Consider the following 25,832-nt stretch of genomic DNA (forward strand, 5'->3'; position numbering starts at 1 on the left):
GCTTGTGGGTGACTTCCGACAGCGGGTTGGTCTGGTCCATGAACTGCGACAGCTGTGACGAACCAAAGAATTCGCGCACGGCTGCGACTGCCGGCTTGGCGTTGATCAGGTCGTTCGGCATCACTGTCGAAACGTCGACCGAGCTCATGCGCTCCTTGACTGCGCGCTCCATGCGCAGCAGGCCAACGCGGTACTGGTTTTCCAGCAATTCGCCGACCGAACGGACACGGCGATTGCCGAGATTGTCGATATCGTCGATTTCGCCCTTGCCGTCCTTGAGATTGACCAGCTCCTTGACCACCGCGAGGATATCTTCGGTGCGCAGCGTGGTCAGCGTGTCTTCGGCATCAAGGCCAAGACGCATGTTGAGCTTCACGCGACCAACCGCCGACAGGTCGTACCGGTCAGGGTCGAAGAACAGGCCAGCGAAAAGTGCCTCTGCAGTTTCGCGGGTCGGCGGTTCGCCGGGGCGCATGACGCGGTAGATCGCATCGAGACCCATGTCGCGGTTCTCGGCCTTGTCAGCCTTCAGCGTGTTGCGCATCCAGGCGCCGGTGATGACATGATCGATGTCGAGCAGCTCGAGGCTGTCGATGCCGGCCTTGTCGAGTGCTTCAAGGTTTTCGGCGGTGATTTCATCGCCTGCTTCGACATAGATGCGCCCGGTCTTGTCGTCGACAAGATCGAACGCCGAGTAGCGGCCGAAGATTTCCTCGGTCGGGATCAACAGCTCTTCGAGACCGTCCTTGACCGCCTTGTTGGCCGCGCGCGGCGTGATTTTCTGCCCTGCGGGGAAGATCACCTCGCCCGACTTGGCATCGACAATGTCAAAGCTCGGCTTCGACGCGCGCCATTGTTCGGCGTTGAACGGAATCTTCCAGCCACCCTTGGCGCGTGCGAAGGTCACGCGGTCATAGAAATGGTTGAGGATTTCTTCGCTGTTGAGGCCAAGCGAATAGAGCAAGGTCGTGACCGGCAGCTTGCGCTTGCGGTCGATACGGACGTTGACGATGTCCTTCGCGTCGAACTCAAAATCGAGCCACGAACCACGATAAGGGATGACGCGTGCGGCGAACAAATATTTGCCCGACGAGTGGGTCTTGCCACGGTCGTGATCGAACAGCACGCCCGGTGAACGGTGCATCTGCGAAACGATGACGCGCTCGGTGCCGTTGATGAAGAAGGTGCCATTACCCGTCATCAGGGGCATTTCGCCCATATAGACGTCCTGCTCCTTGATATCGAGAACCGAACGCGCTTCGGTATCGGGGTCGACTTCAAAGACGATCAGGCGCAGTGTTACCTTCATCTGTGCCGAGTAAGTGATCCCGCGCTGGCGGCATTCCTCGACATCATATTTCGGATCTTCGAGTTCGTAATTGACGAAGTCGAGCTCGCAAGTGCCGGCGAAGTCGCGGATCGGGAAGACGCTGCGCAGAGTCTTTTCGAGACCAGACACATAGCCGATCGACGGATCGCTACGCAGGAACTGTTCATAGCTCTCGCGCTGGACCTCGATCAGGTTCGGCATGTCGATCACTTCGTGAATGTTGCCGAAAATCTTGCGAATGCGCTTGGAGCGCGAGAGGGCGGTGGATGCGCCCAGCGATGCGGAAACCGCTGCTTTAGCCATGGAGTTGCTCAGCCTCGTCTATATCAAAATATTGGGCGCAATATCCGACAACGAAAAGGCCGCATGGCATCGCCCCCGGATTCGGGATGCAACCAGCAGCCTTAGCGCGTCAGAAAACCTTATCTTTCAATTCGTTGGAGGCAATGCGCGTTTTGCCCCGATCCCGAAAGATAGGGTGGATAAGAAACCTTATAGGGTTTTGACCGATTGGGGTCAAGCCGAAGGGGCGCTTTTGACAAGCAGTTGCTCCATGGCTTGCGCAGCTTTCCTCGCGGCCCGTTTCAGGTTTGCACTGAAATCGCCCGCGCTATCGCCGTCCGCGCCGTCGGTTACCGCTTTGATGGCAGCCCAGGGCAGGCCGAGGACTTCGGCAGCCTGAGCGACGGCGGCCACTTCCATGTCGACAAGGTGAGTCCCCAACCGCTTGGCCAGTGCCTCTGCCGTTTCCGGGCATTCGAGAAATATGTCGCCGCTGGCGATGCTGGCATGCGGAAGGCCCAATCCGGGGTCAGGCATGGCGGCAAAGGCATGGTCGCGTGCCGCACCCATCGGCCAGTCACCTGCGCGATAATGGGTGAAGCCGGATGTCTGTTGTGCACCATAATCGTGCTGGATGGCTTTTTCGATCCAGAAACAATCCCCTGATATCGGGCCGATCTGCCCGCACGTTCCTGTCATCGCGACCAAAGCTGTTTTAACGCCGGCATACCGCCCGACCGCCAGCGCGGCATTGACCTTGCCGAGGCCGCAGGTGACAATAGTGATCCGGACTCCGCCCGTTTCGACCACACGGACCGGTACCGGCTCGCCTTCGATGACACTACCCTGACCGGGGAGGAAGGCATCCGCTTCTTCGGGGAGCGCTGCGAGGAGTAGAACCTGCTTCAATGTCCGTCAAAGCCGATCAGGGCGGTCGGCTCGACGCCTGCTCGGCGAAGCTTATCCGCTCCACCAAGCTCGGGCAGGTCGACAATGAACAGTGCCTGCTCGACTACGCCGCCTGCCTGCCGGATCAATTCGATACCTGCCAGTGCGGTACCGCCTGTGGCGATCAGGTCATCGATCAGCACCACTTTCTGCCCGGGCTTCACCTGCCCTGTATGCAGCTCGATCCGGTCGGTGCCATATTCGAGTGCGTAGTCGATACCGATTTTCTCGCCGGGCAGCTTTCCGGGTTTGCGCAGCATCAGCTTGCCGAGCCCCAGCGCATAGCTCAGTCCCGCCGCGACGATAAACCCTCGTGCCTCAATCCCGGCGATCAGTTGCGTATCGGGCGCGACCAGCGCGGCCATCCGGTCGATGGTTTGCCGGAAGCCCTGCCCGTCGAGCAAAAGCGTCGAGACATCGCGAAACAATATGCCCGGTTTGGGATAATCAGGAATGGTGCGGATGAGCGCGGCGAGATCGGCATTTTTGGTCATGGTCGCTAAATGCCGTGCCCATTTTGAAAGAGCAAAGAAAAAGGGCGGCCCGCTTGCGCAGACCGCCCTCTCAATTCCCCCGTCGGGGAAAAGTCGATTACTTAAGGTCGACAGTGCCGCCAGCAGCAACGATCTTCGCCTTGATGTCTTCGGCTTCAGCCTTCGACACGCCTTCCTTGATCGCCTTCGGAGCCGACTCAACCAGAGCCTTGGCTTCGGTGAGGCCCAGAGCGGTGATCGCGCGGACTTCCTTGATGACGGCGATCTTGTTGCCGCCGTCGCCGGTCAGGATGACGTCGAATTCGGTCTGCTCTTCAGCAGCCGGAGCAGCAGCGCCGCCTGCAGCAGGTGCAGCAACAGCAACAGCAGCGGCAGCCGAAACGCCCCACTTTTCTTCCAGAGCCTTGGCAAGGTCAGCAGCTTCCAATACGGTCAGCTTGCTCAGTTCTTCTACCAGCTTTTCAATATCAGCCATTTCAATAACACTCCAATTTCTATGCAATTCTACCCGCGCGATCGCTCGCCGCGCAGTGATGTGAAAAAATTATGCGGCTTCCTTGGCGGCGTATGCGCCAAAAACCCGTGCCAGCTGTCCAGCAGGCGCCGAGATAACCTGCACAACCTTGGTAGCCGGGGCCTGGACAAGGCCGATCAGCTTGGCGCGCAGTTCATCGAGCGACGGCATGGAAGCCAGTGCCTTGACACCTTCGACATCGAGGACGGTCGAGCCCATCGCACCGCCGACAATTTCAAGCTTGTCGTTGGTCTTGGCGAATTCGACGGCAACCTTGGCGGCAGCCACCGGATCACCCGATGTGGCAATCGCAGTCGGGCCGGTCAGCAAATCGCTGAGCGGGCTGTACTGCGTGTCGTTCAATGCGATCTTGGCAAGGCGGTTCTTGGCGACCTTGTAGCCGGCACCCGCGTCACGCATCTTCAAACGAAGGTCGGTCGACTGTGCGACGGTCAGACCCAGATTACGGGTGACCACGACAACCGCGGCTTCGTTAAAGGTTGCATTCAGCGCAGCAACCGCTTCGGTCTTTTCAGAACGGTTCATGCATTACTCCAATCACAGGATTGGCTTTTGAAGGCCAACCCAACACGTTTTCGTTGGTTTCGGTACCAGCCCGATCCCCCACCCAACCACCCATGACCATACCCTGTTTGGGAGGTCGGGTGGGGGAGCGGGCCGGTGCCGCTACCGTTGAAAAGCCAATGGCTTTTCAACCAACACAAAAGTCCGTGGGGAAGGTTCATAGCTGCGAGCAGCCGGAGACACGCTAGGCGTGCCTTGAATGAGTCTATCCCCGTCTAGGCTGGAAATTAAGACCGGCAAATTCCGGTCACCAACTGTCTCGGACGGTGACATGGAGGGCGAACCCTCCGGTCGGAGGCGGCCATTAGCAGCTATGCGGCAAGAGTCAAGCCGCGAGCAGGTGCAGGGCCAACCCGGCCCCGGCGCAAATGGCCAGCGTGCGGATGATTCCCCATTTGAAACCGAACAACATGGCTGCGGCGGCAACGCCTATGGCCAGCGCCGTCAAATCCAGCGAGGCCCAGTCTGGCCACCAGATCGAACCAACGCCGATATCGGCCTGACCAACCTTGCGGAACAGCACATGCAGCGCGAACCAGAGCGAAAGGTTGGCAATCACCCCGACAACCGCCGCCGTTATCGCGGCCAGGCTGCCCTGCAACCAACCAATGCTGCGCATCCGATCCATCAGGGGTGCCAGCGCAAATATCCACAGAAAGCAGGGGGCGAAGGTGACCCAGGTGGTGAGGCCTGCCGCGAGCAGACCGGCTGTCCAAGCATCAAACGGTTCGGGCGCGCGGAAGCCTGCGAGGAAGCCGACAAACTGCGTCACGAGGATCAGCGGACCCGGCGTGGTTTCCGCAAGGCCCAGCCCATCCGCCATCTCGCCTGCGCTCAACCAGCCAAAACCGGTAACTGCCTCTTGCGCCATATAGGCCAGCACGGCATAGGCGCCGCCAAAGGTGACGATCGCCAGTTGCGAGAAGAAGCTGCCGACTTTCCAAAGGACATGTTCCTGCCCCAGCGTCAGCAGGATGACGATCATGGGGGCGGTCCAGATGATACCCCAGATAAGGACTGTTTTGAGGAGGTGGCCCGCAATTCCATACCGCAGCCCTGAGCCTGTCGAAGGGTGTCCTTCAGCGGCAGCGCCAACCTTGAAACGCCCTTCGACAGGCTCAGGGCTGCGGTGATTATCGCGAAGAAAGATGGCACCTGCCACCCCCGCCGCCAATATCAGCAACGGAAAAGGAATGTGCAGCGCAAACAGCGCAACGAAGGCCGCAATCGAGATTGCCCGTTTGGCAGGCGTGGTCAATGCCTTGCCACCTATCCGCAACAATGCCTGCACGACTATTGCCAGTACGGCGGCCTTGATGCCGAAAAAAAGCCCTTGCAACCATTCGACCTGCATCGACAGCACGTAAAGGGCCGACAGCCCCAGCATTACAGTCGCGCCGGGGATCACGAACAATAGCCCCGCGATCAGCCCGCCCGGTGTTCCATGCAGCCGCCAACCGATCCAGGCCGCCAGTTGCTGTGCTTCTGGCCCGGGCAGCAGATGACACAGGTTCAATGCCTGCAGATATTCGTCTTCGGAAACCCACTGCTTCCGGTCGACCACTTCCTCGTGCATCAGCGCGATCTGGCCGGCAGGTCCGCCAAAGCTGATCAGGCCGATCCTGCCGAACAGCCGGGTCAGTTCACCAAGGGAAACGGGAATCGATTGGGCGTCTTTCACAAGCATGCTCCTTTCGCCCACGCAAAGGCGCGGTCAAAATGGCAACGCTTGAGCTATCGTGTCTGCGACAGCTTGACCGGGAGGTCGCTTTGCCCCGGTCCGCGTCGACTATCAACGCAGGCGGGGGCTCGCAATATATTTGTGACACTTCCCGACCAAATTTGGAGGTTAGGCGTGGGCAGCATCCTGCATCAAAAGCGTGTTTGCCTGCTGCATAGCCTGCTTTTCTGCTTCGGCCTTGGCACGTGATGCAATCACGCCTTCGGCTTTTTCGGCCATGTCGTTCCAGGTGTCACGTGCCACCAGATGGCGTTCGCGGACATTGGCGAGGGTTGCAGCCTCAGCATCGCGCGCGGCCTGGGCGGCGCGCTCGCGGTAGAATTCAACGGTAGCCATTTCGAACGGCTCCTTTCTGGATCAGCGGCGCATATTGCGTGGGCCGGGGCCGACGCCGGGGGTGCGCTCGCGGAAAATGATACGCCCTTTGGAGAGGTCATAGGGTGTCATTTCGACATGGACGCGGTCGCCCACGACGGAGCGGATGCGGAATTTCCGCATCTTCCCCGCCGTGTAAGCGATTATCCGGTGCTCGTTTTCCAGCACGACGCCAAAGCGGCCATCGGGCAGGATTTCATCGATTACACCTTCGAGCGTCAGTAGCTCTTCTTTGGCCAAACTTAGTCAGCCGCCGAAAGGTTGACGGCAGCTTTCTTGCCGTCGCGGCCAGCTTCAACTTCGTAGTTGAGGCGCTGGTCCTTATCGAGCGAAGACATGCCGGCTGCCATCACGGCAGTGATGTGGACAAAGCTGTCATCGCCGCCGCCATCGGGCGCGATAAAGCCATAGCCTTTTTCGGTATTGAAGAATTTTACGGTGCCTGTGGTCATTGGTCGTTCCTTTCACGAAACTATTGCCCGCGCGGCAACAGCGCCGCACGGGGAAGCCAGGGTCGTGTGAGAAAAGACGTTGCGCGTGCCAGACCGGTCCGTTGGACTTGGCCCGAATTGCACCTCAAATTTCCGTCGCGTTCGACGATAGCATCCTGTGTATAACATAAGTCGTGCAATATGGCAAACGGCCTTGCAGCAAAGCGCTCTCTACTCCATAAGTAGAGAATGCTTTCGCAGAAAACCCGCTACACCATCCGCGCGCTGATGCATCTGGCGGACAAATACCAGCAGGGGCTGGTGCCGCTGACGGACATTGCCGAGGCGCAGAATATCCCGGCCAAATTCCTGACCGTGATATTGTCGGAAATGAGCCGCGCGGGATTGGTCTTGTCGCAGCGCGGGCGCGATGGCGGCTATGAGCTGGCGCTGCCACCAGTCGATATCAGCTATGGCGACATCATCCGCATCAGCCGCGGCTCGCTCGCGCTCGTCCCTTGCGCCAGCCGCTTCGCGCATGAGAAATGCAAGAATTGTCTGGAGGAAAGCGACTGCAGGATGCGCGCGCTGATGCTCAAGGTGCGCGATGAAACCGCAGCGGTGCTCGACCGGATTTCGCTGGCCGATCCGATCGATATGGGCGTGATGGCAGAGGGCTGAGGGTAGCTTCGCTCTCCTTCATAACCCACCCCAGCAAAGCCCCGCTTTATCGCACCCAAGCCTTACCCCCATTGTCTAGCGCAATGGTTGACATAATCTCGCCCCCAGCCCGTGGCGATTCGCCGCGGGGTGTCAGGAGCCGTGCCTTATGTTCGACTTTCTCTGGTCCATCGATTGGAACGCGCTGCTGCCCTTTATAGCTATCGGTTTCGCAGCCCAGCTGGTCGATGGCGCGCTCGGCATGGCCTTTGGCGTAATCTGCTCGACCTTGCTGGTCAGCGTGATGGGAGTTGCCCCGGCGCGCGCCTCGGCCGGTGTGCATCTCGTCGAGATGTTCACCACTGGCGCCTCGGGGATGAGCCATGTGCTCCACAAAAATGTCGACTGGAAACTGTTCGCGCGGATTGCGGTACCGGGGGTGATCGGCGGCGCGCTCGGCGCCTATGTGCTGTCAAATATCCATGCAGAGGTCGCGCGGCCGTTGGTGATGCTCTACCTCACCTGCCTTGGCTTTTATCTGCTCTACAAGGCGATCAGCTACCCGCAAATGCCGAAGGCGAAGGATGCCAAGGTCACGGTACCGCTGGGGCTGATCGGCGGCTTCCTTGATGCCTCGGGCGGGGGCGGATGGGGGCCGGTGGTGACATCGAACCTCCTCATCCAGGGCACCGATCCGCGCAAGACGGTGGGCACGGTAAACACCGCCGAATTCTTCCTGACCTTCACCGTCTCGGCGATGTTCCTCTACACGATCGGGATTGAGGCGTTCACGCAAGTGACTGGCGGCTTGCTGGTCGGCGGGCTGCTGGCTGCGCCGTTGGGGGGCTATATCGCAAAGCGCGTGCCGCCCAAGACCTTGCTGCTGATGGTGGGTATCGTGCTTACGGCGACCAGCCTGTTCAGCCTGTATAAGGCGCTGAGTTAACATCGATTCAATTCGTCACCCCCGCGAAGGCGGGGGGCCATCACCGGTGTTGGAAATTTCATCGGCTGGCGATGGATTCCCGCCTTCGCGGGAATGACGAAGCATTGCTTTACAGCGCGGCTTGCAATCGCATTCCCAATAGGCTTTCACTCCCTCCCAGGGGGAACGCGCAAAAATGCCGCTGGCTTATACCGGATATGACTGGGCGGTGCTCGGCGCCTATGTCGCGCTGCTGGCGCTCGCCGCCTGGTGGTCGACACGCAATCCGGCAAAGGCGGAAGATTATTTCCTAGCCGGCCATCATGCGCCTGCCTGGCTGGTGGCGATTTCCGCGCTGTCGACGATGCAGTCTGCTGCGACCTTCCTCGGCGCGCCGGATAACAGCTATCGCGGTGACTGGAGCTATTTGACCAGTAATTTCGCGGCGATCATCGCGGCGGTGTTCGTCGCCTGGCTGTTGATCCCGCGATACTATGCGCTGGGCGTGACGACGGTGTACGAACTGCTCGAGGTGCGGTTTGACCGGACGGCACGGCGCGCGGCTGCGGGGATGTATCTGGTTGGGCGGATATTGGCGAGCGGGGCGCGGCTCTATCTGGCGGCCATCGCAGTTTCGATGATCATCTTCCTCGATGTCGAGCCGCAGCACATATTGATCGCCTCAGCTGTGCTGGTGGCATTCGGCATTGTCTTCACGCTGTTCGGCGGGTTGAATGCGGTGATCTGGAGCGATCTGGTGCAGGTGGTGCTCTATGTCGGTGGCGCTCTGATTGTCTTTTTCCTGCTCTGGAACCGTATCCCCGCGCCAGCGGCGGAGATTTGGGAGGGGCTACGCCATGCGCCGGGTGGCGTAGACAAATTGCGGCTGTTCGACTGGTCGCTCGACTGGTCAAAGCCCTTTACAGTCTGGGCGATCCTGACCGGGCTGGTGCTGCTCAATATCGGCAATGCCGGGCTCGATCAGGATACCAGCCAGCGCTTTCTGGCGTGCGAGAACGTGAAGGCGGGCAACCGCGCGCTCTACCTTTCGATGTGGATGACGATTCCGGTGGTGGCGCTGTTCATGGCCATCGGCTCGCTGCTCCATATCTTTTACGAACGGCCCGAGCTGATGGGCGCCAGCGCGAGTGCGATGCAGGGCTTTTCGGGGGAGAAGATCACCATCTTCATGTCGTTCATTCTCTCCGAAATCCCGCCCGGGGTGCGCGGGCTGATTACTGTGGGCGTGATTGCGGCGGCGGCGATCAATTCGGGGTTGATCTCGATGTCGGCGGTGCTGGTGAGCGACTTCTACCGACCTTGGCGCGAGCGGCGCGGAGTGGCGGTCAGCGAGCATCATTATGTCAACGCCGGGCGCGGGGCGATGATCCTGCTCGCGCTCGCCTTGTTCGCGATGTCGATCCTGTGCTTTTATTGGCAGCGATATACCGACATGCCCTTGCTCGAATTCGTGCTCGGTGTGATGGCCTTCGCCTATTCGGGGCTACTCGGCGTCTATGCGACGGTGCTTTTTACGAAGCGCGGCTCGACGGCATCGGTGATCGCGGCGCTGGTGGTGGGCTTTGCCGCGATCCTGCTGCAACAGCATTATATTGTCGACAGCCTCGGCCTGCCACCCGCGATGAAGTCGCTCGCCTTCCCGTGGCAGCTGTGCATTGGTGCAGGGCTGGCGTTCGTCACTTGCATGCTGGGCAAAGCAAAAGGGCCAGGGTTGCCCCCGGCCCTTTCGTAATTTGCTATTGGTTTGGCTTAGGCGCCAGCGACGTCTGCCACGTCAACCTTCAGGCCGGGGCCCATGGTCGAGCTGATCGCGATCTTGCGGACATATTTGCCCTTCGATCCCGACGGCTTCGCCTTGATCACAGCGTCAACCAGCGCGTCGAAATTCGAGCGCAAGTCAGCGTCGGAGAAGCTCTTCTTGCCGATGCCGCTGTGGATGATGCCCTGCTTTTCAACGCGGAACTCAACCTGACCGGCCTTTGCAGCGGTCACGGCAGCGGCAACGTCCATCGTCACAGTGCCCAGCTTCGGGTTCGGCATCAGGCCCTTGGGGCCCAGCGTCTTGCCGAGGCGGCCAACAATGCCCATCATGTCGGGCGTTGCGATCACGCGGTCATAATCGAGATTGCCGGCCAGCATGTCTTCCATCAGGTCTTCGGCACCGACCTTGTCGGCACCGGCAGCGGTGGCGGCTTCGGCCTTGTCACCGCGTGCGAACACGGCGACCTTCATGTCCTTGCCGGTACCGGCGGGGAGCGAAACCATGCCACGGACCATCTGGTCGGCGTGACGCGGATCAACGCCGAGGTTGAGCGCGACTTCGATGGTTTCGTCAAACTTGGCGGTGGCCAGTTCCTTGATGGTCTTCAGCGCTTCGTCAACGCCGTAGAGTTTCTCTGCGTCGAGCGCGGCGAGGGTCTTTGCCTTCTTGGTCAGCTTTGCCATGATCTTAGCCCTCCACCACTTCGAGGCCCATGGCCGTAGCCGAGCCTGCAATGATCTTGACCGCAGCGTCCATGTCGTTCGCGTTCAGATCCTTCATCTTCAAGGTTGCAACTTCTTCAAGCTGCTTGCGCGTGATCTTGCCTGCGCTGACCTTGCCGGGCTCCTTCGAACCCGACTTCAGGCCGAGCACCTTCTTGATGAGGAAGGTTGCCGGCGGAGATTTGGTCGCGAATGTGAAGCTCTTGTCCGAGAATACGGTGATCTTGGTCGGGATCGGCGTGCCCTTTTCAAGGTCACCGGTCGCGGCGTTGAACGCCTTGCAGAATTCCATGATGTTCACACCACGCTGACCGAGCGCAGGGCCGATCGGTGGGGAGGGGGTTGCAGCGCCCGCGGGCACCTGCAGGCTGATATAGCCGTCAATCTTCTTGGCCATGAGAGGCCTCCTTTCATTCTTTCTCCGCCACAGCCCGCACGGGCGTTGGAGGATCAAATTAAGCGGTCAAACAGACAGCCGAAGCCATCCTCCCGCACGGGAATCACATGGGGAGAACCCATGCGAAGGAGCGCCGGTAGTCGAACATCCCCGGAAATGCAAGCCTTGTGTCAGCCAGCCGGACAGGCGCCCGGCACAGGCACCGGCGCGGTTTGGGGTGTGCCGTTGGTAGTCAATATCTGCGTCAGCAATGGATATTGTCGCATGTCGAAACTGGGATAGACCATATATTGAACCAGCCTGCGAAGTTCCTCCGGCTTATCCAGCGGCGCGAGCAAAGCGGCTTCCGATTTCCGGTCTCGAATGATCTGTGCAGCCTGCCAACGGGCACTGGTATCACCCACATTGCCTATCCTGGCGTAGATCAACCGGGCGTCCTTAACTTTTCGGTCGGCACATGCCTGGCGCAGCTCGGATAGCAGACGGTTGGCAAGAGGCAGCTTCGACGTTCGAATACGCGCCAGAAGCCGCCGCGCTTTGCCATATTTGCCCGACCAGATATAGGCCCGATGGGATTGGTACTGGGTGACGACATTGTTCGGCAGCCTCACCAGCTGGTCATCGGCAGCCGCCTCGGCCTGCTGTAAATCAAGTGCAAGTGTCGATACGGTAATCGCACGCGAACGCGGCGCACCTGCCTCGTTTGAAAGCCGGAACAACTGCCTGCCCACAACTGCCATATATTTCCGTTCGCCAGCATAAGCAGCAAGATCGGCCATTTCTTCCCAGGCATCTATGTCCCGGGGGCGTGCGCGCAGATATTTGCGCATCATCTGGAATGCGTCGCCCGTCTGCAGGTTAAGCGTTGACCGGGTTGCACGGTATTTCAGGCTATCGACTGCCCCGCCGCTCGTTTCGATCGCGGCGTTTATGCGTTCCAGATAGCGTTGGTAACGCGTGTCGAGGTCGTAACTCTCCTCATAAATGCTGCTATTGATGCGCGTTTCCTTGCCAAACCAATATTCAGCTGCCTTCCAATGGGCAGAGGCGAAATTGGGGTCGAGCGAACGCGCCTGTTCGAACCACTGCGAAGCGGCCTTCAAATGTTCGACCGACCCGTCTGCAGCTTGCCGCCGTTCCGCGGCCAAGCCTTGCAGATAAGATTGATAGGCTTCGACCGAGCGGGTGCCGGTTGTAACCATAGCGCGCAACCGCGACGGCTCGATTACCGTCTTGAGCGAAGACGCGATCGAAAAGGCAATATCTTCCTGAATGCCGATGACGTCGTCGAAATTCCGGTCATAGCTTTGCGACCAAATTTCCCGTCCGCTTCGAGCGTCAACGAGCACTGCCGTTATCCTGACCCGATCCTGTTCGCGGCGGATCGACCCGTCGAGAATGTGGGCGACCTTCAATTGATCAGCCAAGTGACCAAGATCGATTTTTTTGCTCGGCTGACGCGTGGTCGCTGTTCGGGCGGTAACGCGCAGATCGGGCGTGCGCGACAATGTATTCAGAATCTCTTCGGTTAACCCGTCGGCAAACCATTTTTGATCGCCATCGCGCGAGTAATCCTGAAAAGGGAGGACTGCGATAGATTTTGGATGGGGTGCCGCCGAAACTGCAGGCTTTTCGACCAGCATCCACAACCAGAATAGCAATCCAGCCAGCATCACCGTTCCGGCAATTAGGCCCAACAGCCTTTTCGCCGTCGAATTGCGGTGCTGCACGTCGGTCAAAGGCAGGCCTGCCGACTCCGGGGCATTGTCGACATGATCCGCTTCGGACACCGGAAGCAAAAATCGATAACCGCGGCGATGAACGGTTTGGATGAACTCAGGCTTGCGCGCGCTGTCGCCCAGTGCCTGACGCAATTCCTTGACCGCCGTCGTCAGCACAGCTTCGGATAAGGTGAGGTTCGGCCAGACCTGATCGAATATCTCGTCTTTGGTGACGAGCGTTTGCGGACGTTCCATCAGGCATCGCAATAAGGCAAGCGGTCTGCCGGACAGCCGAACGGGCTGTCCGTCACGCCAAAGACGTTCGTCTCGCAAGTCGAGCCGCAACGGTCCCGCCTTCAGAATTGCATCTGACATTTATCTACTTCCTGAGGCTAAACGGGCACCCGAATACAGCCTGAAAATGCGACCCTCAGAACTTCCTCATATATGATGTCGCGGTGATCGGCGCGACAGATTTTCGACTAACGCTACGGAAACCGGGACAAAGCGGACGATTTTCGCGGCCAGATGCTTTTCCAAAAATATCAGTGAAATCTCATTCCATCTGCAGGACTTCGAACAACTGTCCGGGATAACACTTTGCTCAACAGGGGCGGGTTGCGGTTTCGCGGCCTGTTGTTTCATTATGAGTTGGAGTGTTCAGGAATGAATTTGAAATTGAAGTTTACGCCATTGATGGCGGCGACGATTGCCTCGGCAGCTTATGGCATGATGGTCACCGCACCATTGGCCCACGCAGCAAGGCCGGGAACCGAATATGCGATGGCAGTGGTGCATTATGACGATTTGGAGCTGTCCAAAGAAAAGGATGTCGAACAGCTTTTGCGCCGCGTCAAACGTGCCGCGCGCAACGTATGCACACCCGGAGGTGTAGCAGTTCGCTATTCAGCAAAGGCCCAAAGGCAATGTTTCGATGCGACGCTGCGCAAGGCAATGATCGATGTCGAACGGCTGGTCGAACTTCCGATCACGCCTATTCTTGCCCGGGATAACGGCTGATTCAACCAAGCTTGCTGGCGGCGTTGCGACCCTGTCGCCGGATAAGACTTCCCCTGTCTGCGCAGCGCGGACAGGGGATTTTTTAACGTAGGGGTGCAACGCCTCGCATCGCGCCTGCATTCCGGCGCGTTTGTCAGGTAGGCGGTTTGTAGCGCAACAGGCCTTCCTGCACGACCGAGGCGATCAAGGTGCCTTCGCGGTTGTAGATATAGCCATGGTTGATGCCACGGCTGTTGCCGGTCCAGCCGCTATCCATCACATAGACGAACCAGTCGTCGACACGCACATCGTTGTGGAACCACATGGCATGGTCGAGGCTGGTCGAGAATAGCCCCGGCGTGGTCCAATTGAGGCCGTGGGGCAGCATCGAAGACGACAGCAAACCCATGTCCGAGGCAAATGACAGGAAGGCGCGGTTCAACAGCGGATCGTCGCCAATCGAGCCGCGCAGGCGGAACCACTGGTAATGCTGGGTGGCCTTTTCCTTGGGGGCAGGGCGGAAACTGCGCATCTCAAAGGGGCGCGGCCGCGCCATCTGGTGCAGCAACCGATCATCCATTTTCGGGCTGACTGCGATGAAATCGGTAAAGTCCCAACATTCCTCGGGCGGCAGCAGATCAGGCATCGGTACTTGATGCGCGAGGCCCGGATCGGGTGTCTGGAAGGAAGCGGTCAGGTTGAAGATCACCTTGCCTTCCTGACGCACGACGACGCGGCGGTTGGAAAAACTGCGGCCGTCGAAATCGCGGTGCACACGGAAGTGCAGCGGTGCTGTTTCCTGCCCACCACGCAGGAAATAGGCGTGCAGCGAATGGATCTGCTTGTCGGGCTCTACCGTGCGCGCGGCCGCCATCAGCGATTGGGCGACAACCTGCCCGCCAAAAATGCGCGCCCGGCTGGTGCTGGGAAGCGCGGGGAAGATAAATTCGTCTGGCGCTTCGTCAGGCAACAGATCGAACAGCCGGCTGACGCTGGCGACCATTTCTTCGGCTGGAGCCGAATCAAAAAGTGCGCGCGCCTGTTCAATGCGGGCGCTGACCACGGGGGAATGGGCACGGGCAGTCATGCGCGTGCGGCCATTATTTCATCAATTCGACTTCTTCGAAATCGAGTTCGACCGGTGTTGCGCGACCGAAGATCGAGACCGAAACCTTGACGCGGTTCTTGTCGAAATCCAGTTCCTCGACCACGCCGTTAAAGCTGGCAAACGGACCGCTCATCACCTTCACCTGATCGCCGATTTCGTAATCGACAGCCACGCGCTTCTTCGGTGCGGCGGCGAGTTCTTCCTTGGTGTTCAGGATGCGCGCGGCTTCGGCTTCAGTGATTGGCTGCGGCTTGTTGTTCGCGCCGAGGAAGCCGGTGACCTTGGGGGTGTTCTTGACGAGGTGATAGACGTCGTCATTCATGTTGAGCTTTGCCAGCACATAGCCGGGGAAGAATTTGCGCTCGGCCTTCACCTTCTTGCCACGGCGGACTTCGGTGACCTGTTCGGTTGGCACTTCAACCGATTCGACGAGCGCGGAAAGGCCCTTGCGCTCGGCCTCGGAAAGGATCTGGTCGCGAACCTTGTTTTCGAAACCCGAATAAGCGTGGATGATGTACCAGCGTGCCATGTTATCTGTCTTTCGGCCTGAACGTTCGTGGAATTATTTTGCGAGGCTCAACAGGCCCTGCACGACCATGTTGAAAAAGGCGTCAACGCCCAGGAAGAATACGGCAAGAATGATCGTCATGATCAGCACCATGATCGCGGTTTGCGTGGTTTCCTGACGGGTCGGCCAGACGACCTTGCCGATTTCCGCACGCACCTGACGAATGAATTCACCGGGGCTGGTTTTTGCCATTTTGCTTGCTTCCTGTAATCGCGCCCACCGGATAGCCGCCATCGCTCTCGGTTTGAGGCCGGGAGCGATATAGGTTCCGATTTCGGAAAGACTAGGCCTTTAGCGCTGATTTCACGGAGTCGCAAGCGTGAAGCTGATGTGGCGCATCGCGGGCACGCAGGGATTTCGAAACTGCAGGCATCATGTCATCAAACTGTCGCCGAATCATCGTCAAGCTTTCACAATGCACGGTTAGCGGCGCCCCATCACTAAAGCTGAATGGGGCAAAGACATGCAATTCAATCATCATCAAACCGGTCGCGCTTTCCGTATCCGCAACCTGCTTCTGGCGGGCGCTGCATTGCTGGCATCGCCTGCAATGGCGCAGGAAGAGGTCGCTCCGGCCGATGAAAGCGGTGAAGGCATCCAGACCGCGCGTGAAATCGTCGTGCAGGGGCAGATTGGCTATCGCAACCGCGATGATGCCGCCGAGCCCATCCTTGTCTATGACGAGCAGTATTTCCAGCGTTTCGAACCGCTGACTGCTGGCGATGCGCTCAAGCGCGTGCCTTCGGTCACCTTCCTGTCGGATGTGATCGAAAGCGATGGCGCCCGTTTGCGCGGGCTGGAGCCGGGCTATACGCAGATATTGATAAACGGCGAAAAGGTGCCGGGTTCGAACGCCGACCGTTCCTTCTTCCTCGACCGCATTCCTGCCGAACTCATCAAGCAGGTGGAGATCGTTCGCTCCTCATCGGCGCGCCGTACTGGCGATGCGGTTGCGGGAACGCTCAACATCGTGCTGCGCGACGGATACCAGCTGGACGGCGGCTATGTGCGCGGGGGCGCGCTGTTCTTTGACGATGGCGAAGTAAAGCCCAGCTTTGGCGCGGTGTTTGGTGGAGCCCTCGGCCCGGGCCGCATCCTGCTCGGTGCCAATGTGCAGGGACGGTACAATCCGAAGCTCAAATCAAGCTTCCGCTATTCGGATTCGCCCGAGAATAACCCCGATTACGCCACCGACGATTTCGACAATCGCGAAGATCAGACCGATACCCGCGATGGCACCGACTATGCCTTTAACGCGTCGTACGACATTGATGGCGAAACCACCGATTTTGAACTGGCAGGCTATTATGTCAAAACCGAGCGAACCGAAACCGAGCGCTCGTTCGAATATGATCACCCGACCAACATCAATGGCTCGGTACGCGGTACGCCCGTCGGCAACCTGCTGACCGACAATGCCAATGTGAACGACATCGAGCAGGAAAGCTATAGCCTGTCAGGCAAGCTGGCGCACGAATGGTCACTGGGCGAAACCAAGCTCAAGGTTGGCTATTCGCGTTTTGACGACGTTCAGGACGAGACTGAATATGAAATCGATTTCGACCGTGCGACGCCCCGTTTTACTGGCGATGTCACTGCGCGCCGGATCACCGACAAGGAACTGTCGTTCAACCTCGAACATGCGTTTAATGTGTCTGACGACGTCAAGCTGATTGTCGGTGGTTTCGTGCAAAACAAGGATCGCGACACCAGCATCGCCGAAGATCGCAACCGCTTCAACCTGACCACTGATGCCCATCGCTGGAACCAGCTTGCCGGAAATCCGACAGCTTATGCGACCGCGCCCGACCCGCTTTTGCCTCCTCCCGGTGGTCTCAACATCATCGAGGAAGACCGGCGCGATCTGTATGCCGAAATCGAAGGCAAGTCGGGCAACCTGACTTTCCTTGCCGGCGTGCGTTATGAAAGCACCGATTTTTCGGTCAACGACCTGACGGTCGCCCCTGCACTTGCCGAGCAGTCCAATGACTATTCGTTCCTGCTGCCTTCGGCGTCGCTGAAGATTGACCTTGAAAATGGCGGCCGGATCACCGCATCGGTTGCCCGCACCAATCGTCGTCCGCGGCTTGATTTCCTCTCGCCTGCCCTGCTTGAGGCAGAATTGGGCGACAATGACCTGCTCGGCAATCCAGCGCTGCGTCCTGAAACTGCATGGGGCGGTGATCTGGGCTATGAGCATCGTATCGGCCGTACCGGCGTGGTCGGCGTCAACCTGTTCTACCGCAAGGTCAGCGATCTCATCGAACTCGCCAACACCGGCACCGAAGGCTCAGAAGGCCCCGGAACCTTTGTGCTGCAGCCACAAAACACTGGCGACGGCGAGGTTTACGGCATCGAATTCGACCTTTCGACCAACCTTGGTTTCATCGGCCTCGAAAACACCGGCATTTTCGGCAACCTCTCGTTGCTCGACAGCGAAATCACCGACTTTGAAGGGAAGCGCCGCTTCAACGGACAATCCAAATATGTCTACAATTTCGGCTTCATCCAGGATCTGCCGAAATTGGGGGCGGCGTTCGGGGCTACCTATCGCAAGCAGGGCGGAGCGTTCGACCGGATTGTGGGCGAGGAGATTTTCACCTCTTACGGCGCCGACCTTGAACTGTTCATCGAGAAGCGCTTCGGTGAAAGCTTCACCATCCGTGCAGTCGGTTCGAACCTGCTGAACGGCAAGAAACGCGAACGCTTCAACAAGTTCACCACCATCGCAGATCAGCTTGCCCGCAATTTTGACGAATATGAGCTGGAGGCCGAGGAAGCAGGTCCGGTGTTCCAGGTCATGGCACGGTTGGCATTCTGATGGTGCGCGCCCTCACAATTCTCGCGGCGGCGGCGCTCGCTGTTCCGGCCATTGCACAGGATGAGGTTGAAATCCCCGTCGAACAGTTGATGGCCAAGGCCCTGCCAGCCAAGTCTGTGCAGGCGCGGGCGGAAACCACGCCTGTTGGCACAGCCGATGACGCGGCGGATGATCCGGCTATCTGGCGGCACCCGAGCGATCCGGCGAAAAGCCTTGTCGTCGGGACCGACAAGAAGGCTGGCATCCATGTGTTCGACATGACCGGCAAGGCGGTGTCTTTCACCCCCTCGCCGCGCCTCAATAATGTCGACCTGCGCGCCAATGTACCGGTCAATGGAAAGCCTTCGGTGCTCGTCGTGGCCAGCGACCGGCGCGATGAGGCCAATGCCGCAGCCGCCCTGTTCACGCTGGACACCGTTGCGCAGAAGCTGATCCCGATCGGCAACCTGCCGGTTGGCCCCGGCGAGGCCTATGGCATGTGCCTGTGGCAGCGCAAAAGTGACGGTCAGGTCTACGCTTTCCTCGTCCTTAAGGATGGCCGCATCGATCAGGTCGAACTCGACCTTCGCGGAGCACAGCCGACCGGCAAGGTCGTGCGCAGCATGAAGCTGGGCACCCAATCCGAAGGCTGCGTCGTCGATGATCGCACCGGCCTGCTCTATGTGGCCGAAGAGGATGTCGGCCTGTGGCGTTTCGATGCCCGGCCCAATGGTTCAAAAAAGCCCAAGCGGCTTGGCCGTACCGATGGCAAGAGGCTGGTCGCCGATGCCGAAGGATTGGCCATTGCGCCATCAGGCAAAAGCGGTGGTTATCTGATCGCGTCGAGCCAGGGCGACTATGCCTATACGCTCTACCGGCTGAAGGACGGTCGCTATCTCGGTCGCTTCCGCATTAGCGACGGCATGGTCGACGGTGTGCAGGAAACCGACGGGCTGGAACTGGTCCTTGGCGATTTCGGGCCGGATTATCCGGGCGGCCTGTTCGTCGTGCAGGATGGCGATAACGCCCCAGAAACGCAGAACTTTAAATATGTCGCATGGGCGGATGTGCTGAAGGCGCTCAAGCTCAAATAGGCACCGCGCTCAGTGAGGCAATCGCCGTGCGGGGTGCATGCCGTCGACATAGCCCATGAAGGGCGGGTGGATCGAGTAGCCGATCAGTTCGCGCGCGCGTTCAGGCAGGGTCGCGGCAATTTCCGGCGGAACGGCAAGGCTCATATTTTCAAGCGTGCGCGTCCAGCCCGGGCAATATTGTGGCGTGATGATGAGGCGCGGCTGGCTCGACCGGTTCGCGCCGCCACGATGCCACAGCGTGCCCTTTGCGATCATCAGCGAGCCCGATGGCATCACGGCTTTGACGGCATCAGGCCGCGCGCCGGGATCGTCATCCTGGCTCTTTTCGGTTCGATCTTTGAATGTCGAGAAGGTGTTGCCGCCTTCTATCTGCTGTTCGGGCCAGAGGTGGCTGCCCGGAAGAATTTCGGTCGCGCCATTTTCCTCCGTGGTCTCGTCAATCGTCCAGAAGGCGCTGAGGCCCAGTGACGCACGCGGGCGCGGCAGGCGGAAATGGCTGTCGTCATAATGCCAGGGCTGCACGGTCTCGCCCGGATGGATGTTGATCGCGAGGCAGGCGGAAAGCAGGCATTCGCGGCCCAGCTCTGCCTCGGCGAAGGCCAGCACCAGTGGATGGATGGCAAGTTCGGCAAAGAGCGGGGATTTAGCGAGCATCGCATAGACGCGGTTGGTTTTCAGCCCTTCGAAATCATTGCGGCCAGCAATGTTCTGGTCGAGATACGGAGCAAGCTCTGCCCGCAGGGCAGCAACCTTATCAGCGTCAAGCACCGACGGAAATATCAGATAGCCGTCGCGGTCATATTGCGCACGCAACGCCGCAAAGCGTGCTGGATCGGCTACCGACTCTTGGCAATTCCCTCTCTCCATGACCGCAAACTAAACTTTCGCGGGCGTATGGGGAAGCGGCAACTGACGCACTTGCGCCCAAGGCTGGCGGACAAGGAACAACGCGACCAAGGCCGCTATACCCCAGGCGGCAATCGGCAGGCCCGCCCAAATGTTGCGGACGACCTCTCCATGTTCATGCGGGCGGGCGGGATCAAAACCGAAATAGCCGAGCAGCCAATAGGAAAGCGCAAGTGCGGAGGCATTCCCCAATTTCTGCATAAGATTGCCGGTGGCGAAGATGAATGCCGTGCGGTCACGCCCGCAAATCTGCGCATCGACGGGGGCATAATCCGCAATCATCCCGAAAATGAAGATCAGCCCCATGAAAGCGCCACCTATAACTATCGTGAAAACTGCAGATGGCCGCAACTGACCCGCAAGCGGCAACTGCATCCCGCCGATCAGCAACGCGACTAGCGTCGCGCACATCAATATCATCCCCTTGGGCTTGCCGAGTTTGCGGGCTGCATAGACCCACAACGGCGTCGTAATTGCGCCGCCGACAAAGGTGAGGAACAACAGCAGCGAGCCATATTGATCGAGCCGCAGATAGGCTTCGGCGAAGAAGATATAGGTCGATGCCATCGCGCCAAAGGCGAAGGCGTTGAGAAAGTGCACGGCCAGGATCAGCAGCAGCGACGGCGATTGCAGCGACAGTTTGAGTTCCTTGCGCCAACCAAAACCGGGTTCGACTAGAACAGGCCGCGAAGGCACCTTTTGGTTCGCGATCAATGCAATTGGCATCGCTATGACAACGAGGCTGACATAGGCAATGATGCGTCCCTGCAGGCTGATATCAGGCAGCAGATATTGGGCTAGCGCAGGCGCGGCGAAGGCAATGACCAATACGAGCTTCGCAATATATTCGCGCGCGCCAAACAGCCGTGCGCTGACCTCTGATCGACCGTCAGACAGCGCCGAACCCCAAGCCAGATGCGCGACGTCGAACAGGCTGTAGCAGGAATAATAGAGCAGAAGCAGCGGCAGTAGCGCCCGGAAATCGAGCCGGTCGCCAACCGTTACCAGAAGCGCAAGGAGAAATAGGAGCGGCAGGGCAGCCATCGCCATCCAACGGCGGTGCGGGGCATCACCCTTTGATTTGCGGTCAATCATTGTCCCGATCAGCGGATCGACCACGCCATCCCACAAGGTGCTGATTGAAAACATCAACCCAACCAGCGCCACCGCCACAACGCCGCCTTCGCTGATATAGGGCGGCAGATAGATGGACAGCGGCAGTCCCATGATGGCAATCGGGCCGACGCTGGCGGAATAATAGATGGCGGTCTTGCGGCTGATATCCGCGCTGCTGCTGTCGGTGGTCAAGCCGCTGCCGTCTTGCACGCCATTCTCCTCCCACAGCGTTGTTTACAGCTGTGTGAATAGGCTTGCGCGCCGGTTCAAGCGAAAAATAGTGCCAAGGAAGAAATGGCAGGAGTTGGGGGACTCGAACCCACGACCCTCGGTTTTGGAGACCGATGCTCTACCAACTGAGCTAAACTCCTGCGCTCCGCCGAAGCGAAGACCAGCGCCCTTAAAGCGATTCCGCGCCAGATGCAATCATCAGATGCGGGCACAATGCGCCGGAATGCAAAAGGGCAGGTCTGCGGTAGCAAGCCTGCCCTTTCGAAATCATATTGGGCTCAGAATTTGTAGCCGAGTTCCAGGCCCCAGATGCGCGGTTCGTTGACGAAACCGGTCAGGTTGTTGAAATCGATGCCTCCCACGGCCGAAACATCGTTGGTGATGTTGCGGACAAATGCTGCGATATCCAGCGCATCTGTACGGTAGCCGACGCGCAGACCGCCTTCGAGCATATGATCGTCGTTAAACTCTTCCGAGGTGTAGAGGAAGAAGTTGACCTTTGAACGATAGGCCCAGTCGGTGAAGGCATAAAGCTCGCCATTGCCCATCGGAACGCCATAACCCGCAGTCCAGTTGGCCGACCATTTCGGGGCCTGAGGCAACTGGTTGCCGTCGATCGAATAGATGCCCGGGCTGCCTGCACGCACCGGATCGGTGACGGTGCAGCCGCCACCGCAGCCGGTGATGAAGGCATTGGGATCGTCAATCTTGGCGCGGTTGTAGCTGAGGCCAGCGGTCAGCACCAGATTGTCGACGGGGCGGGTTTCGAATTCGGCTTCGAAGCCATAGCCAGCGACATTGTCGGCATTGATCAGCTTGGCCGCGTTGCTGGCGCCGCCAACGGCAGTCAGCTGTGCATTGTTGAGATCATATTTGAAGACCGACAGGTTGAAGCGCGAACGGCCACCCAGATTGGCCTTCACGCCGCCTTCGAACGACAGGATCGTTTCCGAATCCGCCGTGCTGATGGCGTCCTGCACCGTGGTGAAGACGAACAGCGCGCGACCCTGGATCGACGGCGCGCGATAGCCCTTGGCGACGCGGGCATAGAGATTGATGTCATCGCTCGCTTCATAGGTTGCGCTCAGATCCCAGGTCAGATTGTCATCCTTGACGCGGGCAAGGCCGTTGCCGATGGCACCGAAGAAACCGCCACGACCAACATCAAGACGGCGCTTGTCATTGTTGTAGCGCGCGCCTGCGGTGATCGAGAACTGGTCGGAGAACGGATAGGTCAGGCTGCCGAATACGCCCCATGCCTCGGATGTCTGCTGCTGCAGTGCGGTCACGCTAGGGACGGTGCCCGTGGGCGTGTCATAATTGTACGAAGCAATGGCGAGGTCTTCATGGAAATAGAAGACGCCGGCTTGCCAGGTCAGACCTTCATCATTGTTCGATGCAAGGCGAACTTCCTGGGTGAGCTGATCGAGATCAGGAACATCATCCTGCGAGTTGGCGCTGAACGGAATGAAGCCCGGGCCAGCGGGGGTGCCGCCGTCGATATCGCCGCGGCTGGTATATTTGCCGCTCCACCAGGACGTGACCGAGGTCAGCGTTGCTGGGCCAAGATCCCATTCAAAGGTGCTGGCAACTTCGTACAGCTTCATACGCTGGAAGTTCAGGCCGTCGGTCTGCACTTCGCCACGATCAAAATCGGCAGTCGCACTGGCAAGGCCGCGCAGGTCGTTGCTGCCGGGAACGAACATATTCGCATGGAAAACGCGCGCAGTGCCGTCGAAATCGCGATACTGGCCCTTGACGCGCAGGCTGGTGGTTTCGGTGGGTTCGAACTGGATCTGGCCGCGGATCGCAAAGTCCTTATAACCTTCGAGGTCGTTATTGGCAGGGGTCGAGATATTGTCGACCCAGTCGCTGCGGCGCTGATACATGGCTGAAACGCGGGCTGAAACCTGCTCGCTCAGTTGACCGCCAATGCCCGATTCGAGCGAAAGCGAGTTGAAGCGGCCAAAGCTGCCCTTGGCGTAATTGGCACCTTCCGCATCGGGACGGACGCTTTCAAACTTCACGATACCGGCAGGGGTGTTGCGGCCGAAAAGCGTACCTTGCGGCCCACGGAGGACTTCGACGCGCGCTACGTCGAATACGGGGAAGCCTTTAAGGATCGGATTTTCAAGGACAACATCGTCGTAAACGAGGCTGACCGGCTGCGAGGCGTTGAGATCGAAATCGGTGTTACCAAGGCCGCGGATGTAGAACCGCGGGAACGTACGGCCGAACGAGCTTTCGATGTTCAGGCTGGGAACGCGACCGGCAAAGGCGCGGATATCGCCACCGCCCGAATTGATTGCAGCGAGCTTGTCGCCCGAAACAACGTCGACTGAAAGCGGTACGTCCTGCAGGTTTTCCTCGCGGCGCTGGGCGGTGACGACGATTTCGCCAAGGCCTTCATCGGCGGCGGCTTCGGTCTGCGCGAAAGCGGGGGTGGCGAAACTGGTGGTGGCGATGGCAATGGCCACGAAAGACGATGCAAAGGTGCGCATGATGCAGCTGCTCCCTGATATTGCAGATGAGAGATGAAAGAGGAGGGTGTTTCGGTCCCTGTTACAACTGGGCCGTGCCATTAGAACCAAATGCCGCAAGGTCAAGGAAATCCGCCGCTTTTGCGGCAGATTCCCGGCGCTATGTTGCATCCATGTTACAGTAGGAAAACGCCTGTCTAGAAGCTCATTTCACCGTAAACGCGGGAAATGTTGCCACCCCATTCGCCATGATATTTGTCAAGCAGCACCTCGGCGGGTGTCTTGCCGCTGGCTACGACCTCACGCAGCGGATCGAGGAAGCCGCTTTCATTATCGCCGCCGCTGTTGAGGCGGTTGCGTGCGGTGAGGCCTGCCGACGCAATCTCGACGATGCGTCCTGCAATGTCGCGCAACTTTCCGCCGCCGCCAATCGGTGCATCGAGACCCATTTTGGGGACTGAAGAGCGGAGCAACTCGCGTTCCTCCATCGTCCAATGTTTGACCTCATCCCATGCCGCATCAAGCGCCGACTGGTCGTAGAGCAGGCCGACCCAGAAGGCGGGTAGCGCACAAATCTTGCTCCACGGCCCACCATCGGCACCCCGCATTTCGAGGAAGCTTTTGAGGCGCACTTCGGGGAAAGCGGTCGACATATGGTCTTCCCAGTCGGAAACCGTCGGCTTTTCGCCGGGCAGTACCGAAAGCTCGCCCTTCAGGAAATCCCGGAAATTGAGGCCTGAGGCATCGATATATTTGCCGTCGCGATAGACGAAGTACATCGGCACATCGAGCATATAGTCGGCATAGCGTTCATAGCCAAAGCCGTCTTCGAACACGAAGGGCAGCATGCCGGTGCGCGCCGGATCGGTATCCGACCAGATATGGCTGCGATAGGAGAGAAAGCCGTTGGGCTTGCCCTCAAGGAAAGGCGAATTGGCGAACAACGCGGTCGCCAGCGGCTGCAGCGCCAGCGAGGTTCGGAACTTGTGCGCCATGTCGGCTTCGCTCGAATAATCGAGATTGACCTGAATGGTGCAGGTGCGCAGCATCATGTCGAGGCCCATTGAGCCGACGCGCGGCATATGGCGCAGCATGATTTCATAGCGCCCTTTGGGCATGATCGGCAGTTCGGCCCGGGTCTTGTCTGGCCACAGGCCAAGGCCCAGAAAAGCCTTGCCGGTCTTGTCGCCGATGGCTTTCACCTGTTGCAGGTGGCGCCCGGTTTCGGCGCAGGTCTGGTGCAGGTTTTCGAGCGGTGCGCCGGACAGTTCGAGCTGGCCAGCCGGTTCGAGGCTGACCGCGCCGTCGGCACCTTTGAGCGCGATGACATTGCCGCCCTCATAGACCGGTTCCCAGCCAAATTCGGTCAGTGCCATCAACAGGTCACGAATGCCACCGGGCTCGTCATAGGAAGGCGCATGATGATCGCCGGTGCAATAGACGAATTTCTCATGCTCGGTGCCAATGCGCCAACGTTCCTTGGGCTTTTCGCCCTTGGACATAGCGGCAATCAACTGGTCGCGGGTTTCGATCACAGGATCGTTGCGATTCGAAACTGTTTTTGTGCTCATGGCGAGGCTTTACGAGCGGCAACAAGGCTTTGCCAGCATTTTCGACGCTGG

24 protein-coding genes, 1 tRNA gene and 1 pseudogene are annotated in these 25,832 nt (G+C 59.0%); 6 read left to right on the top strand and 20 right to left on the bottom strand.

Translation table 11 applies throughout. From position 1 onward, the window contains the following. The 9 genes and pseudogenes from PKC81_RS10785 to PKC81_RS10825 form a co-directional block, all read right to left on the bottom strand. Nucleotides 1–1,633: pseudogene (locus PKC81_RS10785) on the bottom strand (DNA-directed RNA polymerase subunit beta); the annotation flags it as partial. A gap of 213 nt (nucleotides 1,634–1,846) precedes the next feature. Beyond that, the gene (locus tag PKC81_RS10790) at nucleotides 1,847–2,521 is read right to left on the bottom strand and encodes a purine phosphorylase (RefSeq protein WP_324335940.1); all 675 of its coding nucleotides are present in this window, start codon (nucleotides 2,519–2,521) and stop codon (nucleotides 1,847–1,849) included. Next, on the bottom strand, nucleotides 2,518–3,054 hold the full coding sequence (locus tag PKC81_RS10795) for an adenine phosphoribosyltransferase (RefSeq protein ID WP_324335942.1): 537 nt from the start codon (nucleotides 3,052–3,054) through the stop codon (nucleotides 2,518–2,520). Before PKC81_RS10795 ends, PKC81_RS10790 begins: the two co-directional genes overlap by 4 nt. Nucleotides 3,055–3,151: 97 nt before the next feature. Then, on the bottom strand, nucleotides 3,152–3,529 hold the full coding sequence (gene rplL / locus PKC81_RS10800) for a 50S ribosomal protein L7/L12 (RefSeq protein ID WP_324335944.1): 378 nt from the start codon (nucleotides 3,527–3,529) through the stop codon (nucleotides 3,152–3,154). 69 nt (nucleotides 3,530–3,598) lie between these two features. Next, nucleotides 3,599–4,114: a 50S ribosomal protein L10 gene (gene rplJ, locus PKC81_RS10805; RefSeq protein ID WP_298601202.1), complete on the bottom strand. Its 516-nt coding sequence runs from the start codon at nucleotides 4,112–4,114 to the stop codon at nucleotides 3,599–3,601. Nucleotides 4,115–4,478: 364 nt separating this feature from the next. Further along, the gene (gene chrA / locus PKC81_RS10810; RefSeq protein ID WP_324335947.1) at nucleotides 4,479–5,834 is read right to left on the bottom strand and encodes a chromate efflux transporter; all 1,356 of its coding nucleotides are present in this window, start codon (nucleotides 5,832–5,834) and stop codon (nucleotides 4,479–4,481) included. Between the two features lie 168 nt (nucleotides 5,835–6,002). Next, nucleotides 6,003–6,230 (bottom strand): hypothetical protein, encoded by a 228-nt coding sequence (locus PKC81_RS10815; protein ID WP_324335949.1) that lies wholly within the window; start codon nucleotides 6,228–6,230, stop codon nucleotides 6,003–6,005. Between the two features lie 21 nt (nucleotides 6,231–6,251). Beyond that, nucleotides 6,252–6,509, bottom strand: a complete 258-nt coding sequence (gene infA / locus PKC81_RS10820) for a translation initiation factor IF-1 (protein WP_298601182.1) — start codon at nucleotides 6,507–6,509, stop codon at nucleotides 6,252–6,254. A 2-nt stretch (nucleotides 6,510–6,511) separates the two neighbouring features. Next, nucleotides 6,512–6,721 (bottom strand): cold-shock protein, encoded by a 210-nt coding sequence (locus PKC81_RS10825; RefSeq protein ID WP_324335951.1) that lies wholly within the window; start codon nucleotides 6,719–6,721, stop codon nucleotides 6,512–6,514. A gap of 228 nt (nucleotides 6,722–6,949) precedes the next feature. Between PKC81_RS10825 and PKC81_RS10830 the strand changes: the two genes are divergently transcribed. The 3 genes from PKC81_RS10830 to PKC81_RS10840 all read left to right on the top strand — a co-directional run bounded on the left by PKC81_RS10830 (nucleotide 6,950) and on the right by PKC81_RS10840 (nucleotide 10,038). Then, the gene (locus PKC81_RS10830) at nucleotides 6,950–7,381 is read left to right on the top strand and encodes an Rrf2 family transcriptional regulator (protein WP_324335953.1); all 432 of its coding nucleotides are present in this window, start codon (nucleotides 6,950–6,952) and stop codon (nucleotides 7,379–7,381) included. Between the two features lie 148 nt (nucleotides 7,382–7,529). Beyond that, nucleotides 7,530–8,306 carry a sulfite exporter TauE/SafE family protein gene (locus PKC81_RS10835; protein ID WP_324335955.1) on the top strand — a complete coding sequence of 259 codons (777 nt, stop codon included), beginning with the start codon at nucleotides 7,530–7,532 and terminating at the stop codon, nucleotides 8,304–8,306. Between the two features lie 175 nt (nucleotides 8,307–8,481). Then, entirely contained in the window at nucleotides 8,482–10,038 is a 1,557-nt protein-coding gene (locus PKC81_RS10840; RefSeq protein ID WP_324335957.1) for a sodium:solute symporter, read from the top strand. 17 nt (nucleotides 10,039–10,055) lie between these two features. Here the strand turns inward: PKC81_RS10840 and rplA are convergent, their stop codons facing one another. The 3 genes from rplA to PKC81_RS10855 all read right to left on the bottom strand — a co-directional run bounded on the left by rplA (nucleotide 10,056) and on the right by PKC81_RS10855 (nucleotide 13,283). Further along, nucleotides 10,056–10,751 carry a 50S ribosomal protein L1 gene (gene rplA / locus PKC81_RS10845; RefSeq protein ID WP_298601165.1) on the bottom strand — a complete coding sequence of 232 codons (696 nt, stop codon included), beginning with the start codon at nucleotides 10,749–10,751 and terminating at the stop codon, nucleotides 10,056–10,058. A 4-nt stretch (nucleotides 10,752–10,755) separates the two neighbouring features. Then, on the bottom strand, nucleotides 10,756–11,187 hold the full coding sequence (gene rplK, locus PKC81_RS10850; RefSeq protein ID WP_324335959.1) for a 50S ribosomal protein L11: 432 nt from the start codon (nucleotides 11,185–11,187) through the stop codon (nucleotides 10,756–10,758). 170 nt (nucleotides 11,188–11,357) lie between these two features. Beyond that, nucleotides 11,358–13,283, bottom strand: coding sequence for a winged helix-turn-helix domain-containing protein (locus tag PKC81_RS10855; RefSeq protein ID WP_324335961.1), 1,926 nt, complete (start codon nucleotides 13,281–13,283; stop codon nucleotides 11,358–11,360). A gap of 297 nt (nucleotides 13,284–13,580) precedes the next feature. Between PKC81_RS10855 and PKC81_RS10860 the strand changes: the two genes are divergently transcribed. Continuing rightward, entirely contained in the window at nucleotides 13,581–13,928 is a 348-nt protein-coding gene (locus PKC81_RS10860; RefSeq protein ID WP_324335963.1) for a UrcA family protein, read from the top strand. Nucleotides 13,929–14,061: 133 nt separating this feature from the next. Here PKC81_RS10860 and PKC81_RS10865 read toward each other — a convergent pair whose 3' ends face one another. From PKC81_RS10865 to secE, 3 genes are read right to left on the bottom strand one after another with little or no spacing between them, the layout of a single operon-like run. Next, nucleotides 14,062–14,994 (bottom strand): acyl-CoA thioesterase II, encoded by a 933-nt coding sequence (locus PKC81_RS10865; protein WP_324335964.1) that lies wholly within the window; start codon nucleotides 14,992–14,994, stop codon nucleotides 14,062–14,064. A gap of 13 nt (nucleotides 14,995–15,007) precedes the next feature. Continuing rightward, nucleotides 15,008–15,544, bottom strand: a complete 537-nt coding sequence (nusG, locus tag PKC81_RS10870) for a transcription termination/antitermination protein NusG (protein ID WP_324335966.1) — start codon at nucleotides 15,542–15,544, stop codon at nucleotides 15,008–15,010. Nucleotides 15,545–15,577: 33 nt separating this feature from the next. Then, on the bottom strand, nucleotides 15,578–15,775 hold the full coding sequence (gene secE, locus PKC81_RS10875; protein WP_324335968.1) for a preprotein translocase subunit SecE: 198 nt from the start codon (nucleotides 15,773–15,775) through the stop codon (nucleotides 15,578–15,580). Nucleotides 15,776–16,046: 271 nt separating this feature from the next. On the opposite strand from secE, the gene PKC81_RS10880 reads away from it, so the two are divergent. Continuing rightward, nucleotides 16,047–18,404, top strand: a complete 2,358-nt coding sequence (locus PKC81_RS10880) for a TonB-dependent receptor (protein ID WP_324335970.1) — start codon at nucleotides 16,047–16,049, stop codon at nucleotides 18,402–18,404. Next, nucleotides 18,404–19,477, top strand: a complete 1,074-nt coding sequence (locus PKC81_RS10885; protein WP_324335972.1) for a phytase — start codon at nucleotides 18,404–18,406, stop codon at nucleotides 19,475–19,477. The genes PKC81_RS10880 and PKC81_RS10885 overlap by 1 nt, the downstream gene beginning before the upstream one ends. A gap of 9 nt (nucleotides 19,478–19,486) precedes the next feature. On the opposite strand, the gene PKC81_RS10890 is transcribed toward PKC81_RS10885, so the two are convergent. The 5 genes from PKC81_RS10890 to PKC81_RS10910 all read right to left on the bottom strand — a co-directional run bounded on the left by PKC81_RS10890 (nucleotide 19,487) and on the right by PKC81_RS10910 (nucleotide 25,781). Continuing rightward, entirely contained in the window at nucleotides 19,487–20,344 is an 858-nt protein-coding gene (locus PKC81_RS10890) for a phytanoyl-CoA dioxygenase family protein (protein ID WP_324335974.1), read from the bottom strand. A gap of 9 nt (nucleotides 20,345–20,353) precedes the next feature. After that, complete coding sequence (locus PKC81_RS10895; RefSeq protein WP_324335976.1) at nucleotides 20,354–21,709, bottom strand: MFS transporter; 1,356 nt, start codon at nucleotides 21,707–21,709, stop codon at nucleotides 20,354–20,356. An 85-nt stretch (nucleotides 21,710–21,794) separates the two neighbouring features. Beyond that, nucleotides 21,795–21,870 (bottom strand) — tRNA-Trp (locus PKC81_RS10900). A gap of 138 nt (nucleotides 21,871–22,008) precedes the next feature. Next, nucleotides 22,009–24,231: a TonB-dependent receptor gene (locus PKC81_RS10905; RefSeq protein ID WP_324335978.1), complete on the bottom strand. Its 2,223-nt coding sequence runs from the start codon at nucleotides 24,229–24,231 to the stop codon at nucleotides 22,009–22,011. Nucleotides 24,232–24,407: 176 nt separating this feature from the next. After that, nucleotides 24,408–25,781: a glutamate--cysteine ligase gene (locus PKC81_RS10910; protein WP_324335980.1), complete on the bottom strand. Its 1,374-nt coding sequence runs from the start codon at nucleotides 25,779–25,781 to the stop codon at nucleotides 24,408–24,410. Nucleotides 25,782–25,832 lie beyond the last annotated feature (51 nt).

It is taken from the genome of Sphingorhabdus sp., from assembly GCF_035329025.1.
In the GTDB taxonomy this organism is placed as follows: domain Bacteria; phylum Pseudomonadota; class Alphaproteobacteria; order Sphingomonadales; family Sphingomonadaceae; genus Sphingorhabdus_B.

Excerpts from the sequence above, each read along its gene's own strand:
- PKC81_RS10795 (WP_324335942.1), bottom strand. The coding sequence starts at position 3,054 with ATGACCAAAAATGCCGATCTCGCCGCGCTCATCCGCACCATTCCTGAT.
- rplL (WP_324335944.1), bottom strand. The coding sequence starts at position 3,529 with ATGGCTGATATTGAAAAGCTGGTAGAAGAACTGAGCAAGCTGACCGTA.
- rplJ (WP_298601202.1), bottom strand. The coding sequence starts at position 4,114 with ATGAACCGTTCTGAAAAGACCGAAGCGGTTGCTGCGCTGAATGCAACC.
- PKC81_RS10815 (WP_324335949.1), bottom strand. The coding sequence starts at position 6,230 with ATGGCTACCGTTGAATTCTACCGCGAGCGCGCCGCCCAGGCCGCGCGC.
- PKC81_RS10825 (WP_324335951.1), bottom strand. The coding sequence starts at position 6,721 with ATGACCACAGGCACCGTAAAATTCTTCAATACCGAAAAAGGCTATGGC.
- PKC81_RS10830 (WP_324335953.1), top strand. The coding sequence starts at position 6,950 with ATGCTTTCGCAGAAAACCCGCTACACCATCCGCGCGCTGATGCATCTG.
- PKC81_RS10835 (WP_324335955.1), top strand. The coding sequence starts at position 7,530 with ATGTTCGACTTTCTCTGGTCCATCGATTGGAACGCGCTGCTGCCCTTT.
- PKC81_RS10840 (WP_324335957.1), top strand. The coding sequence starts at position 8,482 with ATGCCGCTGGCTTATACCGGATATGACTGGGCGGTGCTCGGCGCCTAT.
- rplA (WP_298601165.1), bottom strand. The coding sequence starts at position 10,751 with ATGGCAAAGCTGACCAAGAAGGCAAAGACCCTCGCCGCGCTCGACGCA.
- rplK (WP_324335959.1), bottom strand. The coding sequence starts at position 11,187 with ATGGCCAAGAAGATTGACGGCTATATCAGCCTGCAGGTGCCCGCGGGC.
- PKC81_RS10855 (WP_324335961.1), bottom strand. The coding sequence starts at position 13,283 with ATGTCAGATGCAATTCTGAAGGCGGGACCGTTGCGGCTCGACTTGCGA.
- PKC81_RS10865 (WP_324335964.1), bottom strand. The coding sequence starts at position 14,994 with ATGACTGCCCGTGCCCATTCCCCCGTGGTCAGCGCCCGCATTGAACAG.
- nusG (WP_324335966.1), bottom strand. The coding sequence starts at position 15,544 with ATGGCACGCTGGTACATCATCCACGCTTATTCGGGTTTCGAAAACAAG.
- secE (WP_324335968.1), bottom strand. The coding sequence starts at position 15,775 with ATGGCAAAAACCAGCCCCGGTGAATTCATTCGTCAGGTGCGTGCGGAA.
- PKC81_RS10880 (WP_324335970.1), top strand. The coding sequence starts at position 16,047 with ATGCAATTCAATCATCATCAAACCGGTCGCGCTTTCCGTATCCGCAAC.
- PKC81_RS10885 (WP_324335972.1), top strand. The coding sequence starts at position 18,404 with ATGGTGCGCGCCCTCACAATTCTCGCGGCGGCGGCGCTCGCTGTTCCG.
- PKC81_RS10890 (WP_324335974.1), bottom strand. The coding sequence starts at position 20,344 with ATGGAGAGAGGGAATTGCCAAGAGTCGGTAGCCGATCCAGCACGCTTT.
- PKC81_RS10905 (WP_324335978.1), bottom strand. The coding sequence starts at position 24,231 with ATGCGCACCTTTGCATCGTCTTTCGTGGCCATTGCCATCGCCACCACC.
- PKC81_RS10910 (WP_324335980.1), bottom strand. The coding sequence starts at position 25,781 with ATGAGCACAAAAACAGTTTCGAATCGCAACGATCCTGTGATCGAAACC.